Source organism: Methylocystis sp. MJC1, assembly GCF_026427715.1.
Classification (GTDB): domain Bacteria; phylum Pseudomonadota; class Alphaproteobacteria; order Rhizobiales; family Beijerinckiaceae; genus Methylocystis.
On record NZ_CP107558.1, the window covers coordinates 539268 to 554423 of the forward strand.

16 protein-coding genes are annotated in these 15156 nt (G+C 61.9%); all 16 read right to left on the reverse strand.

What is annotated here, in order from left to right:
• Positions 1 to 7 precede the first annotated feature (7 nt).
• From OGR47_RS02635 to OGR47_RS02710, 16 genes are read right to left on the reverse strand one after another with little or no spacing between them, the layout of a single operon-like run.
• Positions 8 to 541 (reverse strand): hypothetical protein, encoded by a 534-nt coding sequence (locus OGR47_RS02635; protein ID WP_165051595.1) that lies wholly within the window; start codon positions 539 to 541, stop codon positions 8 to 10.
• The gene (locus OGR47_RS02640; protein WP_165051592.1) at positions 538 to 2094 is read right to left on the reverse strand and encodes a hypothetical protein; all 1557 of its coding nucleotides are present in this window, start codon (positions 2092 to 2094) and stop codon (positions 538 to 540) included. The genes OGR47_RS02635 and OGR47_RS02640 overlap by 4 nt, the downstream gene beginning before the upstream one ends.
• Positions 2094 to 4553 carry a phage tail protein gene (locus tag OGR47_RS02645; RefSeq protein ID WP_165051590.1) on the reverse strand — a complete coding sequence of 820 codons (2460 nt, stop codon included), beginning with the start codon at positions 4551 to 4553 and terminating at the stop codon, positions 2094 to 2096. The genes OGR47_RS02640 and OGR47_RS02645 overlap by 1 nt, the downstream gene beginning before the upstream one ends.
• Positions 4550 to 5002 (reverse strand): hypothetical protein, encoded by a 453-nt coding sequence (locus OGR47_RS02650; RefSeq protein ID WP_165051588.1) that lies wholly within the window; start codon positions 5000 to 5002, stop codon positions 4550 to 4552. The genes OGR47_RS02645 and OGR47_RS02650 overlap by 4 nt, the downstream gene beginning before the upstream one ends.
• Positions 5002 to 5880, reverse strand: a complete 879-nt coding sequence (locus OGR47_RS02655; RefSeq protein ID WP_165051586.1) for a DUF2163 domain-containing protein — start codon at positions 5878 to 5880, stop codon at positions 5002 to 5004. The genes OGR47_RS02650 and OGR47_RS02655 overlap by 1 nt, the downstream gene beginning before the upstream one ends.
• On the reverse strand, positions 5877 to 6488 hold the full coding sequence (locus OGR47_RS02660; protein WP_165051584.1) for a DUF2460 domain-containing protein: 612 nt from the start codon (positions 6486 to 6488) through the stop codon (positions 5877 to 5879). Before OGR47_RS02660 ends, OGR47_RS02655 begins: the two co-directional genes overlap by 4 nt.
• Before the next feature lies 1 nt (position 6489).
• Positions 6490 to 9048, reverse strand: coding sequence for a baseplate megatron protein TIM-barrel domain-containing protein (locus OGR47_RS02665; protein WP_165051582.1), 2559 nt, complete (start codon positions 9046 to 9048; stop codon positions 6490 to 6492).
• A complete protein-coding gene (locus OGR47_RS02670; protein ID WP_165051580.1) occupies positions 9045 to 11798 on the reverse strand; it encodes a phage tail length tape measure family protein in 2754 nt (917 codons plus the stop codon). Before OGR47_RS02670 ends, OGR47_RS02665 begins: the two co-directional genes overlap by 4 nt.
• Positions 11799 to 11800: 2 nt before the next feature.
• The gene (locus tag OGR47_RS02675) at positions 11801 to 12049 is read right to left on the reverse strand and encodes a hypothetical protein (protein WP_165051578.1); all 249 of its coding nucleotides are present in this window, start codon (positions 12047 to 12049) and stop codon (positions 11801 to 11803) included.
• A complete protein-coding gene (locus OGR47_RS02680) occupies positions 12046 to 12354 on the reverse strand; it encodes a hypothetical protein (protein ID WP_165051576.1) in 309 nt (102 codons plus the stop codon). The genes OGR47_RS02675 and OGR47_RS02680 overlap by 4 nt, the downstream gene beginning before the upstream one ends.
• 9 nt (positions 12355 to 12363) lie before the next feature.
• Positions 12364 to 13101 (reverse strand): hypothetical protein, encoded by a 738-nt coding sequence (locus OGR47_RS02685; protein WP_165051574.1) that lies wholly within the window; start codon positions 13099 to 13101, stop codon positions 12364 to 12366.
• A 6-nt stretch (positions 13102 to 13107) separates the two neighbouring features.
• Positions 13108 to 13356 carry a hypothetical protein gene (locus OGR47_RS02690; RefSeq protein WP_165051571.1) on the reverse strand — a complete coding sequence of 83 codons (249 nt, stop codon included), beginning with the start codon at positions 13354 to 13356 and terminating at the stop codon, positions 13108 to 13110.
• 58 nt (positions 13357 to 13414) lie between these two features.
• Entirely contained in the window at positions 13415 to 13858 is a 444-nt protein-coding gene (locus OGR47_RS02695) for a hypothetical protein (RefSeq protein WP_165051569.1), read from the reverse strand.
• Positions 13858 to 14343, reverse strand: coding sequence for an HK97 gp10 family phage protein (locus tag OGR47_RS02700; RefSeq protein ID WP_165051567.1), 486 nt, complete (start codon positions 14341 to 14343; stop codon positions 13858 to 13860). The genes OGR47_RS02695 and OGR47_RS02700 overlap by 1 nt, the downstream gene beginning before the upstream one ends.
• Position 14344: 1 nt before the next feature.
• The gene (locus OGR47_RS02705) at positions 14345 to 14731 is read right to left on the reverse strand and encodes a hypothetical protein (protein WP_165051564.1); all 387 of its coding nucleotides are present in this window, start codon (positions 14729 to 14731) and stop codon (positions 14345 to 14347) included.
• Positions 14731 to 15153, reverse strand: coding sequence for a hypothetical protein (locus OGR47_RS02710; protein ID WP_165051562.1), 423 nt, complete (start codon positions 15151 to 15153; stop codon positions 14731 to 14733). The genes OGR47_RS02705 and OGR47_RS02710 overlap by 1 nt, the downstream gene beginning before the upstream one ends.
• Positions 15154 to 15156: the final 3 nt, after the last annotated feature.

A 15156-nucleotide genomic window follows, 5' to 3' on the forward strand; every position in this document is an offset into this window, starting at 1 on the left:
TTTCGCCCTACGAAGTCGGCCAGGTCGCCGCGTCGATCTGCGCGAGCGTTGTGATGGCTCCGGAGTTGATCTGCTCGATCAGGCTCTGTGCGGCGCCAAAGACTTTGTCAGACCACGTTCCAACCGGCACGGCGAGCGCGACGCATTGAGCGCCAGTGAGCGTGTATTTATTCCAGCCGTTATCGAACCAATCTCGCTTTTCCGTGAGGCCACGAGCGACCTGATCGAGGCCCCACGCGCAGAAGCCGTTCAGATCGTGCCGAGTTTGCGGAAGCCCGTCGCAATGGATGCTAATCGTTGGATGGCCGCTCGCGGCGACGTTGACGACGATGCCCGCGACGAGGATTTTGTCTCTGGCGGCTGTAGTGTACGCAATGAGGTTGGCTTTGGTCGGACCAGGGGCCGGAGACGGCGTGTTCCCAGCCTCAAGCCATGTTTGATAGACCTGCCAGTCGTAGTTGCTTTGATCGTCAGGAATTACAACTCCATCTCCTCGCCTAACATAGTTTGAATTGTCAATAACGGTATAATTCATCATCATATCTCCGCCGAGAGTTCGACCACGCCGGATGCATAACTACTGCCAACATAGCATTGCTGCATCGTCCCAACTGGCTGACCCGTGACATTTAGAGCAAATGTTAACATATTCCCAAGATACCCATAAAACATCCCAAAAGATGCATCTACATTATTGATAGTCATTCCAGAGAACTGCCTTACTGAAGGCGTAGCCCGCATTGCGGCAGGCAAGAAAAATACCGCAACGCAACTTGCGCCTGAGTCTATATAAGCAAAGAACAATCTCGCGTAGGTTCCACCTTTCCAAATATAAAAATATCGGTAGCACATGGATTCTTCTGTTCCTGGCGGTCTCCGCTCAAAAATCGTCGCATACGCCCCCGGCTCAAACTGCGGCAGCAGCAGCGTCCCTATCGAAAACTCGACATTCGTCTGCGTGTTCGCCGCGATGCCGAGAACCGTCTGCGGACAGGTCGCGTAAGAGCCGGTTCCCGTATAACCCGTTCCTTGCCACACGCGCGCTTGCGCCGTCCCTTGGTGCGACAGCGTGTAAGTCCCGCCTTCGATCATCGACGATTCGATCGGCAAGATCAGCGATCCCGCCGTGATCGTGATCGCAGTGTCGATGCCGCTCTGCGCGAAAGTGTAAGTGCAACCGCTCGCGCCCGCCTTTACGCCGTCGAGACCATAGGCGCCGGCAGCGAGCGTCACCGTTCCCGAAACGGCGCGCTGATTGATAGAGAAATTGCCGTTACGCAGGCGATTGCGGAAGCCGGCTAGCGTTCCATCGCCCATACCCTGCGGGAAGGACGGCTTGCCCGTAGTTTTGTCGACGTTCAGCCATTCCTTCCACGCTGAACCGTCCGGACTCACCTTGCCGTGGAAATTGTCATCGCCGAGAAGCCCGAGCTGCGCATGCGCGGCAAAGCTCGTCTCATAGATCGTCGCGGCGTCATTCGCGCTCGCAACCTTGTTGAGGTAATGGCGCATGCTGTCTGTTGGCGCGTTGAAGAGCGCCTGCGGAGCCCTCACCGACAGCGGATTGCTCGGGTCGGGCGGCGTCCCAATGCCAACAGCCGATGCAAAGACGTTTTGCTCGCCCTGCCAGACGGTCCATTTGCTTACGCCGTCGCTCTCGAGCGCGATCGCCGCATAGGCGGCGTTGAGGGTGGCGCTCGTTGCGCCGGAAACCGTGTCGGAGCCGTTCCGATTGACGGCGATATAATTCGCCCCCGAACAGGCGCCGCTTTCGTCGATTACCCACAGCGGAACGCCGGTCGGGAACGCGCTCGCCGCCGGCAATTGCACTGCGCGCGCGGCCGTGAGCGACGTGAAGGCGATGATCCGATCCGTCGCTGTCGCGGTGTAATTCGCGTCCGCAACGGCCGTGCGCGCCGCCGTCACGACCTCCGACAGCTTCGCCATCGGCGTGCCGCCTGCCGTCTCGCCATCCTGCAGATGCAGGCGCTTCGTGTCCGTGTTGTAGATCGCCTCGCCCTGCGGGCCCGTATAGGCCGCCACGTTGGCGTTCGTGTCGCGGCGAAGCTGAACCTGCGATGCCGATCCTGTCATTACGTCAGCGCTCCTAGATCGACGACGCGGCCGAACGGACAGCCGGTCACCGTTCCCCAATCTTCCTGGTTCGCGACGACGTCGGTCGCCGCGCCCCAATCCTCGTTTTGATGCAGTTGCAGCCCCTGCCAGACGGGCGTGATCGCGCCGTTGCCGGTGGGCGTGTAGGTGTAGACGGTCAGAGTCGAAACATCCTGCCAGCCAGAGCCGAAGACATTGAAGCTCTGGAATTTCAGATAAAGCGTCTTGCCGATGTAATTGGGCGGCAAGGCAAACGCCGCGACCGCCCCGTCGAGGCGCGCAAATGCAGCGCCGCTCGCATGCGCCAGCGGGCAGGAATTGAAGAGCCCGCGCGCCAGCCCGGTGAGATTATATTTGTTCGCCGCGGTGAGCGTCGCGGTTTCGAATCCGAGCAATTCGCCGTCGACAAGGCAAAGCGTTTGCCCGGCTTGCGCCGCCGCCTGCGTCGAATTATCGAGCGTCCCGCCGCTTTCCGAAAGGTCGACCGCGAGCGTGTTCGTCGTGTCCCACCCGGTCGCGCTCGCCAGCGGCGCCGTCAGGAAGCCCTGGCGGATCGGGTTCCGGATCGTCGCGATCTGCTGATAGGAAATATTGTCGAGCGATGCATAGACGTTGCATCCGCCCCAGTTCGGATCGGCCGCGCCATTCACGCTCGCCGAGGCCCCGAGCCAGAGTTGCGGCGTATTGTTCGTGAGCGACGGCGGCGGTTCGAAGATCAGCGGCGCATTGACCGGGCCCGCCTGCAGCGCCTGATTCAGCGACCCGCCACCCGATCCGGAGACGGCGTAGGTCTCTGCCGTGGAAACGCCCTGCGCCAACTCTTCGGCGATGATCGTTAGCGCGCCCTCTTCGTCCTCTTCGATATCGATAATGCGGACGGGATATTTCGAGAGGCCGAGATTGACGTCCGTGAGGGTGACGACGTCCATCGGGTCGAGGCGGCAATATTCCCACGACAGTTTGAAAGTGAACTGCTGACGGATGTAAATCTGCCGCTGCAACAAGGTCTGCGCGACGGTCTGGGCAACGGCGAGATCGCAAATTTCGTGCGCAGTGATAGAGCTTCCGACCAGCAATCCAAATTGTTCGATCGCCGCCTGATCATGCACGGAGACCGGCGTCGCCTGATATTGCGGCTGACCCTGGCCCGCCGTGACGCCGGCGCGGTTCAAAACCTCCAGCCATTGAAAATTCGGGATCGTGAAAGGGTCGAGGCGCTGAACCGTGACTGGATCGTCGCCCGCGGTATAGAGGAAGTCGTGATCGTCGAGGTCGTAAACCGGCGTCACAGGCGCGATCCAGGTCACGCCATTGACAGTCAGATTTTGATCTCCATACGGAACGAAGCGCAGCCGATCGCCGGACCAGACCGCCCCCGTGATCAGCAGCTGCGCCCAGCGCTGCAGAATGCTCGCGCCGCTCTCTTGCTGATTGACCAGCGGCGAGAAGCAAATGCCGGTCGCCTTGCAAAAGGTCTGCAGCGAGGAATCGCTGCTCGAGCCGAAGAGGCTGGTCGCGTCGATATTGGCGCCTGGGAATTTGCAACCATATTGCGGGTTGGTCAGGAAATCGGCGATGACCGGCGCCGGATCGGCGTCGACCCCATTGGCGCCCGTGCCGTAAAAGAAGCCTTTGACCTCGAAATTCAGATTGCCGATCGTCGCATTCGTGCCGAGGTCGTAGTTATTCGCGGCGATATAGGCCGTCCCGGAATAATTGAGATTTTCCTGCGGATAGGCTGCCGCAAGATAGCCCCACCCAGCCTGCCCTTGTGCGCCATTGAACAGCGAGAGATGCAGGATCGCCAGCGGGTCCGTGTTTATCGGCTTGCCGAAGGCATTGAATACCGTCGGTGTTTTATATCGATAGGAGATATTGCCGGATTTGCCTGCGTCGGCGCTGTTGAACGTATAGACGCCTGCCGCGACGGAATATTGGCCCGGCCCGGGCGCGCCTGCGACCTGGACCAGCAAAATGCCGGTCGAATTATATTTGACCGAAACATTTTGGACGAAAGACGCCGCCTGGCGAACGGTTATTTGATAGGGCGACACGGCCGGAACGACCCAGTTCTCAGCCGTTTGAGTTGTCGCCCCATAGATTGAATTGTCTTTCCAGACCTGCCCGATCCCCTGAACCGGCCCCTCGCAAAGGCCCATCATCAGGTCGCAGAAATACTCCCAGCTCGAGATGGTGTATTGGGTATGTGTGTGCCCAAACCATCCGCTCACGCCGCTATTCGCGACTTGCTGCGGCTGCAGGTTCGGGATGAAATGAAAGCCGTTATAAAAGATCAAGTTCGGCGCGAGCTTGTTCATCCCGTAGCAGATCGCGACCGGGATCGCGTTGCTCGACGTTTGGATTTGCAGCCCCGAATATTGGGGCAGCGGCATCGCCGATTGCTGCGACTTGGCGGAGGCTCCGCGAAGAAAGCTCATGCTGCGGCGCGCCCGATCACGTCAAAGAAGCGCACAGCGCGGCGCGGATCGGCCATTTCGGCGTTGGAGCCCACATCTTCTTCCAAAACGATCCTTGCCGGGCAGGACGCATGGACGATCGTCAGCGGCGCGGGCCGTGTGACGATACCGCCATGGCTGTAGCAGCGCCCGACGCGAAACAGCGCCACGTCGCCGGGTTGTGGCGTCTCAGCCTCAACCGACCGCGCAAGCAGCGCGTCGAGATAGCGCTCTTCGTCGCGATGCAGATGCCAGTCCGGCGTGTAGGGCGCCGGGCGAAAGGGCTCGACGACCCCGAGATCGGCGAAGACGCGGAGGATCAGAAATCCGCAATCCACGCCAACGCCTTTCAAGTCGGCGCCGTGGTGGAAGGGCGTCCCGATCCACGTCCGCGACTCGGCTATGACCTTTTGGCGGAGATGCATCGTCATCAGAGCGCGCTCTGCGGCGGCGGGATGAAGGGGAAGCCGCGAAACCGGCTGAGATTGTTGAAGACGCCCTTGCAGGTCGCCATCGTGTGATCACAGCCCCAATAGACCGAGAACACGTCGCCGACCGCCGGGACCTCGGGGAGCGGATACATCAGCGTGAGCGACGCGCCGGGCGAGACGGCCTTTATCGTCGCGCGCACGCCGGAATTGACGCCGGTCGAGAAAACAAGCGACCCCTGCACATGCTGCGCGAGCGCGCCGGTGAAATTGATGACGGCCGCCGTCGATCCGGAGCCGGCCGCGCCCTGCGTTCCGAAGGCCGATCGCGCCAGGTTGCAGTTTTCATCATAGAGCGTGTTGAGGCACATCGGCGAATAGACATTGCGCGGCATTTGCTGGTCGAGATGGACCAGCATCGTCGCCACACTGATCTCTGCCTGCGTGCGGCCGACCTGGTCCACGGTCGAGAGACGCCCGAGAAACATCCTTATGCCGCCGGCGAGATTGCCGCCGACGAAATCGGAGAAGAAGACGCGGTCGCGCGCGATGACGCAGCCGTCGAAAGCGCCGTCGCGCAGCCCGACCAAAAACTGCGCGCCCGCATTCGAAATGAGATCGCCGGGCCGCGCCGCGATCGTCACATTCTGCCGGTCGACGTTGAAGCCGATCGTGGATTTATATTTGAGCCCCTGGATCAGCGGGCCGTCGCAGCGGAACAGATTGCCCTTGTAGAGGATCGGAACGTCCGCATTCGTGTAAGTGAGCACCGTTCCCGTGGGCATGGAAAAGGTGAAACACTCGGCGAAAGCGAGCGTCGAGTCGAGTGACGTCCGCGCGGAATCGAGCAGCGTGGCGAGTGCGGCGGGGGCAGGTTTCAAGCGAGCACGCTCCTGAACTTGATGCTCTTCCCCTGCCAGAGATGGTTCATGATCTGCGTCAGCTCGATATTGTCGTCCATGAAGCGGCAGACGAACCGGTAGGAAAAGTTTGCGGTCACCGGGACGCCGGCCGCTGGAGCCGCCGCGAAGCTCAACACATTGGGCGCGACGAGCGACCAGCCCGAGGATTGCGCGACGCCGTTGAGATAAACCGCCGAAACGATCGTCACCTTGCCCACATTGTCGAAGGCGCCCCCGATCGCGCGGCGGAATTTGAAGCCGGTCGTTGCGCCGTCGCCGGTTCCGAGGCTCTGTGCGGTCGCGGCGTTGTCGGTCGGGTCGGTATAGAGAAACGTCCCGAACGCGCCCTGGCATTGGATGTAGAGCTCCACGATCGCCTGCAGCGTCTGCGCGCCGAGCCCGGCGTAGAGCGCAGCGTCGGAGCCGAGCCCGTCGAAGCCGATCTCCCATTCCCAGATATTGCCGTAGATCGCGGTCCGGACCTCGCGGCCCGAGTCGTTGCCGCTCGCCACATTGCTTGCCGTGACGGGCCGTTTGACCGGGAAGAGCTGCCCCTTGAGCGAGGGGAAGACGAGGGAGGTCGTCACGTCAGGCGGCGAAAGCGACCGAGCCCCAATCCTTCACGGTCTGGAGCTTCAGAGATTTGAGGTCGAAGAGGTTGTAAGTGAATTGCTCGAGGTCTTCCGTGTCATCCGAGAAACGGCAAATCCACGTGATTGTCGCATCGATCGAGACGATCGCGCCGAGCGCCGGCGCGGTTGAAAGCGTGACAGCCGCCGGGCCGCCGGTCGATTTGCTCCACGCGCCGGAAGCCTGCGCGATCCCATTCACATAGACGGCGGCGATCGCGATCTTGCCCGGCGCCGGCGTCGCCATCTGGCCGAACGGGTAGGAGACGAAGAAGGTCTTCGTGGACCCGTCGCCCGTTCCGATCTGCGCGCCGGTCACGTTCGACAAATTCGGGAAGGCAAACCAGAATGGTTGCGTCTGCCCCTGTTGCTGCTTGAAGAAGCCGAGCAAGGCCTGTAGCTCGCCGGCGCTGTCCGCACGCAGAAACTCATAGGTCAGCTCGATTTCGTAGAGCGGATAGACCATTTTGGCGCGGCGCGAGGATTTGCCAGAGGCGTGATCATGCGTTTGCGTCGCGAATTTGGGCCGCATCACCGCCGACCATGCCAGGCCCGGCAGTGACGGGAAGGTCGCGAGCGCCGGCATGGCAGGAGGACTCGGCTGCGCGGGCGACGCGACCCCCGGGAACTTGCCGTTGAGCCAATGGCTGTTGGCCCAGTTCTTCCCGTCCGCCCAGATGTCGAGGCGCAGCGGAAAGGTCGGGAAAGGCCGCGCGTCCCAGTTCCAGGCGAACATCATGTCGGTCGCCATCATTGGGACGCTTCCGACCGTCCAATTATTCGCCTGCCAATAGGCGTTGAACGCCTGGTGATAATTGATGCACTGCGCATTATCGATCTTGGGCGCCGAGCCGTCCGGCCGCCAGACTGTCCAGAATTGCGTGCCGCCCGCGACCGAGCCGAGATCGAAGAAGAGGTTCGGCTCATTGGTGCATTTGTCGTTACAGGGTGAGCCATATTCCATGTGCATGATGGATTTTGCGTAAGGAACCCATGAGGTCGGGTTGCCGCGCGGAATCCATCCCTGCCCATCGCCATTGTCGTAGACGGCCTTGTGTTGGTTGCTCCACCACCAACGAACCTTCTTGAGCGCGAGCAGCTCTTGCCCGGCCGCATAAGCGTTGCGCGATTGCGTGAGCCGGTCGCCCTGCGGGGCCGTCACGATCTGCAGCGTGCCGTTCGGGTCATAGGCCTTCGACGAATTGTAATCGCCATACCAATAGTTGAACTTCTCGCCGCCTTCGATCTGCGATTGGAGATAGGCGATGCTGTGGATGTCGGGCGCGCCGGCGAGGCCCAGGCCGATCGTGTTTGGGCTGGCGACGGGCCAGGACGAAGGCGGCGTCCCGCGCCAGTTCAGCGCGTCGAGGCCGCCGTCGCCCGTCGTCCAATCCGACAGCGGGAAGTAATTGTCGAAGGAAACGAGATCGATATTCGCCGCCGAATAAAGATCGTCGAGGTGCGGCCAGACGCCGTTGTAGGGTTGGCCGCCATAGGTCCCGCTGTGCGGCGCGCCGGTCCATTGCGACCAGTCCGGCGAATAGGTGATGAGGTTCTGGCGCGCAGCGAGATTTTTCGCCAAGCCGGCGCCGTCGAAGATTATGCGGATATCATTCGCGAGCGTGACGAGGCCTGTGACGAAGGGATAGTTCCAATGGTTCTTTCCCGAACCGTCGACCGTGCCTTGCGGGGTCCAAGTTGAACCGCGGATCATCTCGAGGCCGCGCAGTTCGCCGTTGATGCAGAACAGGTTCACGCCGCCGGCGACGACCGCGAGATTCGCGTAATGCAGGATGAAGCGGCGGAAAGTGAAATCATATTTGCCGTTCGACGGCAGACCGCTGTTGGAATAGTTCACGGTCAGATTGGCTGCGTCGCGCGTGAACATCGCCGTTGTCGCCGTGCCGAGGAAATGCGCGACCGCCGCATCGGCCGCCGTGCTCATATCGCTCGAATAGACGCACATGCCGCGCCAGGGCTGGCCCGTGACGTCCATATTCATCTGGACATAAAGCGCGACCTTGAGCCCGCGCGCCTTGACCGCCTGAATCGCGCGCACCACGCTCTGATCCGAGCATGTTCCGCCATAAGCGGAATTGACGCCATCCGGCCGGCTGATCGGGATCAGGCCGTTGTTGCAATCCGCCAGGGTGAGGCCGGATACGCGCCAATAGCTTGGCGCGAGGCCGGCGTCCGATGTTCCATCCGCTGGAGCGAAGGCGCCAACCTGTGTCCCGAGCCAATAGGTCGTCGACGGGTAGACCTGGCAGGCCGAAGCGTCGAGGCTATTGCCCATCCATTGGATGACCAAGGCTACAAACTGGCAATTCGGCAGATCCGCCTGCAGCTGATCCAGCGCATATTCGAAATCGGTCTTCGTTCCGCCCGGCGCGTAATAGGTGTTGATGGGCAGGAACGCCGACGCGCCGGGCTGGCGCGCGGTATAGGGGACCGTGTCGTATGTGAACTCGCCACTGGACGGTATGACGTTGATGGCGCCGATCCAGGGGAAGCTCATCTCGGATTGAGCGCCCCAATCCCAAGATGGGCGCCGTCGCGCACCATCTTCCCGAGCGCCTTCATGACCTCGCCGCGGTTGGACATGAGCGTGTCGTGGACGCTCTTGCCATCCATCGCCTGGATATTGAGATGCAGGGCGGGCGAGATGTTGAACGTATGGCCGCCCCCGCCATTGTCTCCGCCGGACCCGCCGCCGCTTTCCAGCATGTTGCGAAGCGCCGACGCAGGGCCGGCCGGCATGATCAGCTCGTTTTTGTGGACCAGCGCCAGCTGCGTGCTGGGAAGGTTGTAGGCGCCCGTGTCGAACGCGGCGACGCTCGCCATGCCCGCCACGGTCGCCATGGCCGCGCCCGCCGGCGCAGCGGCGGCCGGGCCCAACACTGGCGCAAGGAAGCCGAACACGCCAGCGAAGGTCTCAGCCGCGCTCGCCATGATGCTTTTGATGATCGAGAGCGCCTTGGCCGCGAGGCCGGCCGCCGCCGCTCCGGCGTCGATCCCCTGTCGCGCCGCCGCGCCGGCCGCCGTCGCCGCGGTCATTGTCGTTTCGCCGGCCTGCGTCAGGATAACGCGGGTCAGCATGGATTTCGCCCAATCCGCAACAACCTGGACGCCCATCTGAATAAAGTGATTGACGACCGTGCGGGCCATATCGCGAACCACGTCGGAAAATTTCTTCGTGCCGTCGATCAGCTCCATGACCGAGCCCGAAAAGCTCGACGCCATCTGGTCGACGAGCTGATGCCAGGGCTGGATCATTTTCTCGACGGACTGTCGATCGATCTTTTCGAGATCGTCGGCGTGTTTCTCTTCGAGCGCCTTGATCTTGTTGTTGATCGCCTGGATTTGCTGCGGCTTCTGATTGTTGAGCGCCAATTCCTTCTGCAACAGGCCGCGCTCGGCGGAATATTCTTCGTCGATCGCGGCGCGGGTCAGGGCGAGCTTTTTGTCTTCCGAAATGAGTTTGAGCTTCGCCTCTTCGTCGTAGAGGCTTTTCTTTTGCTCGAGCCCGCGTCGCAGCTCGGCAATCTCGCCGTCGATTTCCGTGCGGGCTGCGGCGAGCGCGTCGCCGGCGCCTGAGCGGTGTGCTTTCTTCTCAGGCTCCGGATCGCCCGTGACGCGGCCGCCGAAACCGGGCGTTGCCGATGCGGGCTTCTTCGCACCCTCGCCCCACACCGTTTGCAACGTCGCCTTTGTTTGCTCGCCGATCTTCTTGACGGTCGCGCCGAAATCGACCGCATCCGTCTTGAGGTTGGAAAGCGTCTTGCGCGCCGCCGCACCCGGGTCGCCCTCGGCGCCGAGCGTGACGATCGCGCGCCCAAGCTCCTTGACGACCGAGATCGCGCCGCCAGCCAAATCGACGATTCCAGAGAGGGCCGCCTTCGCCGCCGCGAACATCGTCTCGAATCCGGCCGTGACGAGCGCGAGCGCCGTCACAAGGCCCTTAGCCGCCGCCGCGACAGCGTCGAGCACGAGCGACGTCGCGCCGCCTTCGCGCGAAGCATTGGTGAACCCCTCGACGGAGCTGGCGAGGTTCTGGATCAACGAAGCAAGGCCCTGGATCGCGCCGTCGATCGCGGGCTTGAGGCGCTCATAGACGGCGAGGATCGCGCCCTCGACGGCCTGCTTGAATTCGCCCCACGCCGCGCTGGCGCTTTCCGTGATGGAGATCGTCCCCGCGATTGCTTCTTTCAGGCTCCCGGAGATCGCCGACCCCGAGCGATCCGCTGCGGCATAGAGCTGGTCGAGAAAGCCGACGCCCTGCTGCATCGTCGGATAGAGCTCTTCGAAATTCTTGCCGAGGAGCTTCTGAAACGCGGCGTAGCGATTGGCCGAGTCGCCGTTTTGGTCATAGGCGACCTGAAGCGTGCGCAGCAGGCCCGCCAGGTCTTTCGATTTGAGTTGGTCCGCGCTGACCCCGAGCGCCGAGGCGGCGGCGAGAATATTCTCGTCGCCTTCCCTGGCCTTTTTCGAGACCTCTTGCAGGCTTTCGGCGAGGTCCTTCACCTCGACGCCGCTTTTCGAGGCAACGGCGCCCAAGCGATTCAGCCCCTCGCCGGAGAGGCCGAACTGCGAGGCCATATGCTCGGCCTCCTTGCCGGCCGAGACGGCGTTGAGCCCGACGAAGGCGGCGGTCGCGGCGGCGACGATGGGAGTAAGCCCCCTCAGCGACGTCGCGATCGCTGTGAGCGTGCCGCCGACGCCCGCGTTGCCCATCGAGAAGATTTCCGCGATGCGGCCCCCTTCCATGGCGAGCGCCCGCATCGGGCTTTGGCCCGCCGCCAATTCATCCGCCAGCGCCTTCGTCACATGCATCAGCTCCATCTGCTGCATGCGGTTGAGGCTAGTCGATTTCGCGTGTTCGTCGAGGGCGCTCTTGCCGTCCTTGATGTCTCCCGTCGTCTTTTTCTGCGAGGCGCTCCATGCGTCGAGCCGCCCGGTCATCGAATTGACCTCGGCGCTCCATTTCGAGAGCGACGCAATCATGGGATCGGCGTCGCTTCTCATCTTTTTGATGGAGGCAGAAAGCGAATTCACCTCGCGCTGAGCCGAGGCAGCCTTTGCAGCCGCCTCCTTGAGCGCGCCGCCGAGATTGTCATTGGCCGTGGCGCCTGCGCTGGCGGCCTCCTTCGCCAGACTGCGCACTTCGGCGTTGAACTGCTGCAGGCGCGCCTTCGCAACGGCGACGGCCGAGTCGAGGCCGGTCGTATCGGCGCCGAAAGAGACTTTGACAGCGCTGTCGCTAGACATGCTCAGCCCTTCTGCCCAGCGAGATGCCGGTTCTTATGCGCGAACACGCGCAGCTCCGCGATAGAGAGGCAGCCCTCCGGCGGCGGCGCGTCATAATCCGGCGGCGGCTTGACGCCGAAGAAGGCGCGCAGCAGCGCATCAGCGGACGGGTAATCCCGCCAATGATCGAAGATCATTTCGACGTCGGCCATGCACATTTCGTCGATCTGCTCATAGGATCGTCCGGCCGCCATGAGGCGGCCGTAGATCACGCGCCAGTTGCGTTCGGAGTTGGCGCTCCCGCGCCTTCCCCCGGCTCAGCCTTCTTGAAGCCGCCGAGCTGGAGGATGGCGTTGAAGGCCGCGATGATTTCGCCGGTTTCGCTCTCGAGGTCATCCAGGACCACGTTGCCGTGATCGCGGCTGAGGGCGATTCCGATGACTGTGAAAGGTATGTCACCCGCCACGCTGTCCGGCGCGGAGACCGCTTTTTCGATTTTGCGGATTTGCGCGATCGTGAGCGGCTTGATCGTGAACTTCTGATCGCCGAAAGCGATCTCGATAGGGTCAGGGCGCATTGAAGCTCCTTAGGAAATTTCCGGAAAGACGAGCTTGCCGACATTGCCGACCGGATCGGCGAAGATCGAAAAGTCGAAGTCCGGCATCTGAAAGTCTTCGAGCTTCGACGCGATCGACATCTTCGGGCAGACGCATTTGTTGAAGCGCGCGACGAAGGGCTTGTTGTTGCGCGAGGTGTAGTAGTCGAGTTGGAATGTCGGCGAGAAACCGAGCAGATGGTTCGTGATCGGCAGGGTCTGGCCCGTCGTGACGGTCGACGTGTAGCTGATCAGGACAGCCGCGCTCGCATCGCCGCTGTAGAAGGTGTAGACGCCAGCCGAGACGGAGTATTGGCCGATCGCGGTCACCGCCGCGACCTTCGTGAGCGGAAGTCCCGTCGCCGCATAAATGACGCCGAGGTCTTGATCGAAGGTGGCGCTGTTCGTGACCGTGACGGTGTATGTCGTGACTGCCGGAACGCTGTGCGCCTCGCCGGAGTTCCACTGGATGCCGCCGCTCTGGAAGGTCTCGCCGAAGAAGACGCTGTTCCAGGCGATCCCCGAAATCGTCGCCGCTTTCGCCTTTCCGGTGATCTTCACCGTGCCGCGCGCCACGTCGAGCGGATATTGGTTCTGGCCGTAAAGCTCTTTGACGTTGCTCGAGAAATCGGTCGAGAATTCGTTGGAGTAGCCGATATTGATCGGCGTCGCGTTCTGGATGTCGGTTCGCGTGACATACAAGATGCCGGGGCCGAATGCGTTGAGCATCGTCGCTTACTCCTTTGCGGCGAGGCGGCGCTTGAGGTCTTCCTTCGCCGCATGAAGAAAATTCCAATTCTCGGTGACGCCGCCGATCGCGGTTCCCGGGAAGGTGGCGTTGAACCAGGCGTCGACGATCGCCGATACGGGCGATGGCGATGGCGTCGGCGCGGGCGCCTCCGCAACTGGCGACGGAGGAATGAGAGACGGCGGAATAGCCGCGCCGAGGTTCGGGACGAGCGGGAGATCGGTTGCGTTTGGCATAGGCTCTTGCGCCGGCTCACGCTCGCGCGCGCCGGTCGCCTCCTTGCTGTTACGGAAATCAGGGGATCAGGATGGAGATCGGAACGACCTGGACAGATTTGCCGCTATTCGCATCCTGACCGACGACGGACTCGCCTTCGATCATTGCCGAAAAGACAAGGCCGCCGAGCGTGCATCTGTTAGTGGCGCGATCGTCGGGAGCGAGCGCCGCTTCGATCGCATCCATGCAATCATTGAGCGGCGCTTCGGGGATGGCGTTCTCATCTTCCATCTCGACGCCAGTGTAAACGAAGGCAATGAAATTCAGCGTGCGCTTCGGCGGCAGGTTCGGAGATGGCCGATCGAATTTCTCCGCCTTTTTGACCAGCATCAGCATCGGTAGCTGGTCGATCGGGACGGATTCGTTCGGATCGCGATTGCGCCGCCCCACGGTCTTGAATGCCCCGCTCGCCGCAAACTTCTGGAGAAGCGCGGAGATGATCTGTTCGCGCGTCGCAGCCATCAGAGCGCGCTATCGACCGCGTTGCGCAGATCGGACAGGATTTGCTTGCGCATTTCTTTGAAGGCTCCGTGGATCGGCTGTTGCGCCTTAAGGATCGCCGGCTTTGTCAACACAGCTTTCGCAAAGACGGTCTTGCCGCCGGCTTGGAAGGCCAGAACCTTGGCGACACTGGGGACGATCTTATGCGGCGGGATCTTCGCGCCATATTCGACCCAGATCGCATAGAAGGAGCGGCGCGACCCCTTCGAGTCGCTACCGGTCGGGTTGGCGCCGACTTCGGCCGTGACGCCGGTCGACCCGGAACGAACCTCGCCGGTGACGCTGGCGCGCAGCGCGCCGGTCCGGACAGGAGTCTTGGCTTTGACGTTGTCGACCAGTTGGCCCTTCAGATCCTCAACCACCCTTTCGAGGTTCGAATGGATCTGTTGATCCATCCTGTCGAGGCGCGGGATCAAATTATCGACGTTCGATTCGATCTTGAACACGCTACTGCACCTCGACGACAGTCAGTTCGATCGCGCCGGCGAGCTGGCGCTTATGCGCATCCACGCCGGTCACGTTGCATTTCGTGCCGTCCATCAGCAGCACGCGGTCGTTCTTCTTCACCGGCAGCGGGAAGTGCGCGTCGGCGAGGTCCTGTGCAACGACGATCACCTTGCGCTGGCTTTGGGTGATGGCGCCGATCTGCGAAGACCCATAGCCGGTTTCCGAGACTTCATTCGTTTCCGGCGCATAGGCCTGAACATTCGCCACCACCGTGGCCGAGAAGGTCACGGTCTTTGGCGCCGTGCCGCTCACGCGCTGCACCGTCACCGTTTCGCCCGTCCGCGCGAGGGCGCGACGATACGCGGCTTGCATGGCGAAATCGACCATCAGCGCGCGCAGCCTGTGATGTTCAAGAGCGAGCTGCTTCCGTAGGCGCCGGCCACGACGACGACGGCGCGGAACCGGTCGCCAAGAATGCCGTCGACGGTCTGTCCGGGCGTGAGCGCCTGGTTTGTCGGGATGATCGGCGTCGTCTTCGGAGTCAGACCGGAGAGATTGAGCATCTCCGCGCCGCCCACCGTGGTGAATTGGACCGCAGCAATGTCGATCCACGAATTTCCCTGGTCGATCGATGTTTGAAGGTAGGCCGTGACGCTCGACCCGCCAGAGCCATAGAGGAACTGCGCCTGGAAAGTTATAGCCTGAACGCCGTCGAGACCTTCGACGAAGTCGCCGATCAGCGTTCCGGGCCCGACAATCTGAAAGGCGACGCCGTTTTGCGTGAGTTGGAAGGGACCGGGTTGGTTCACGAT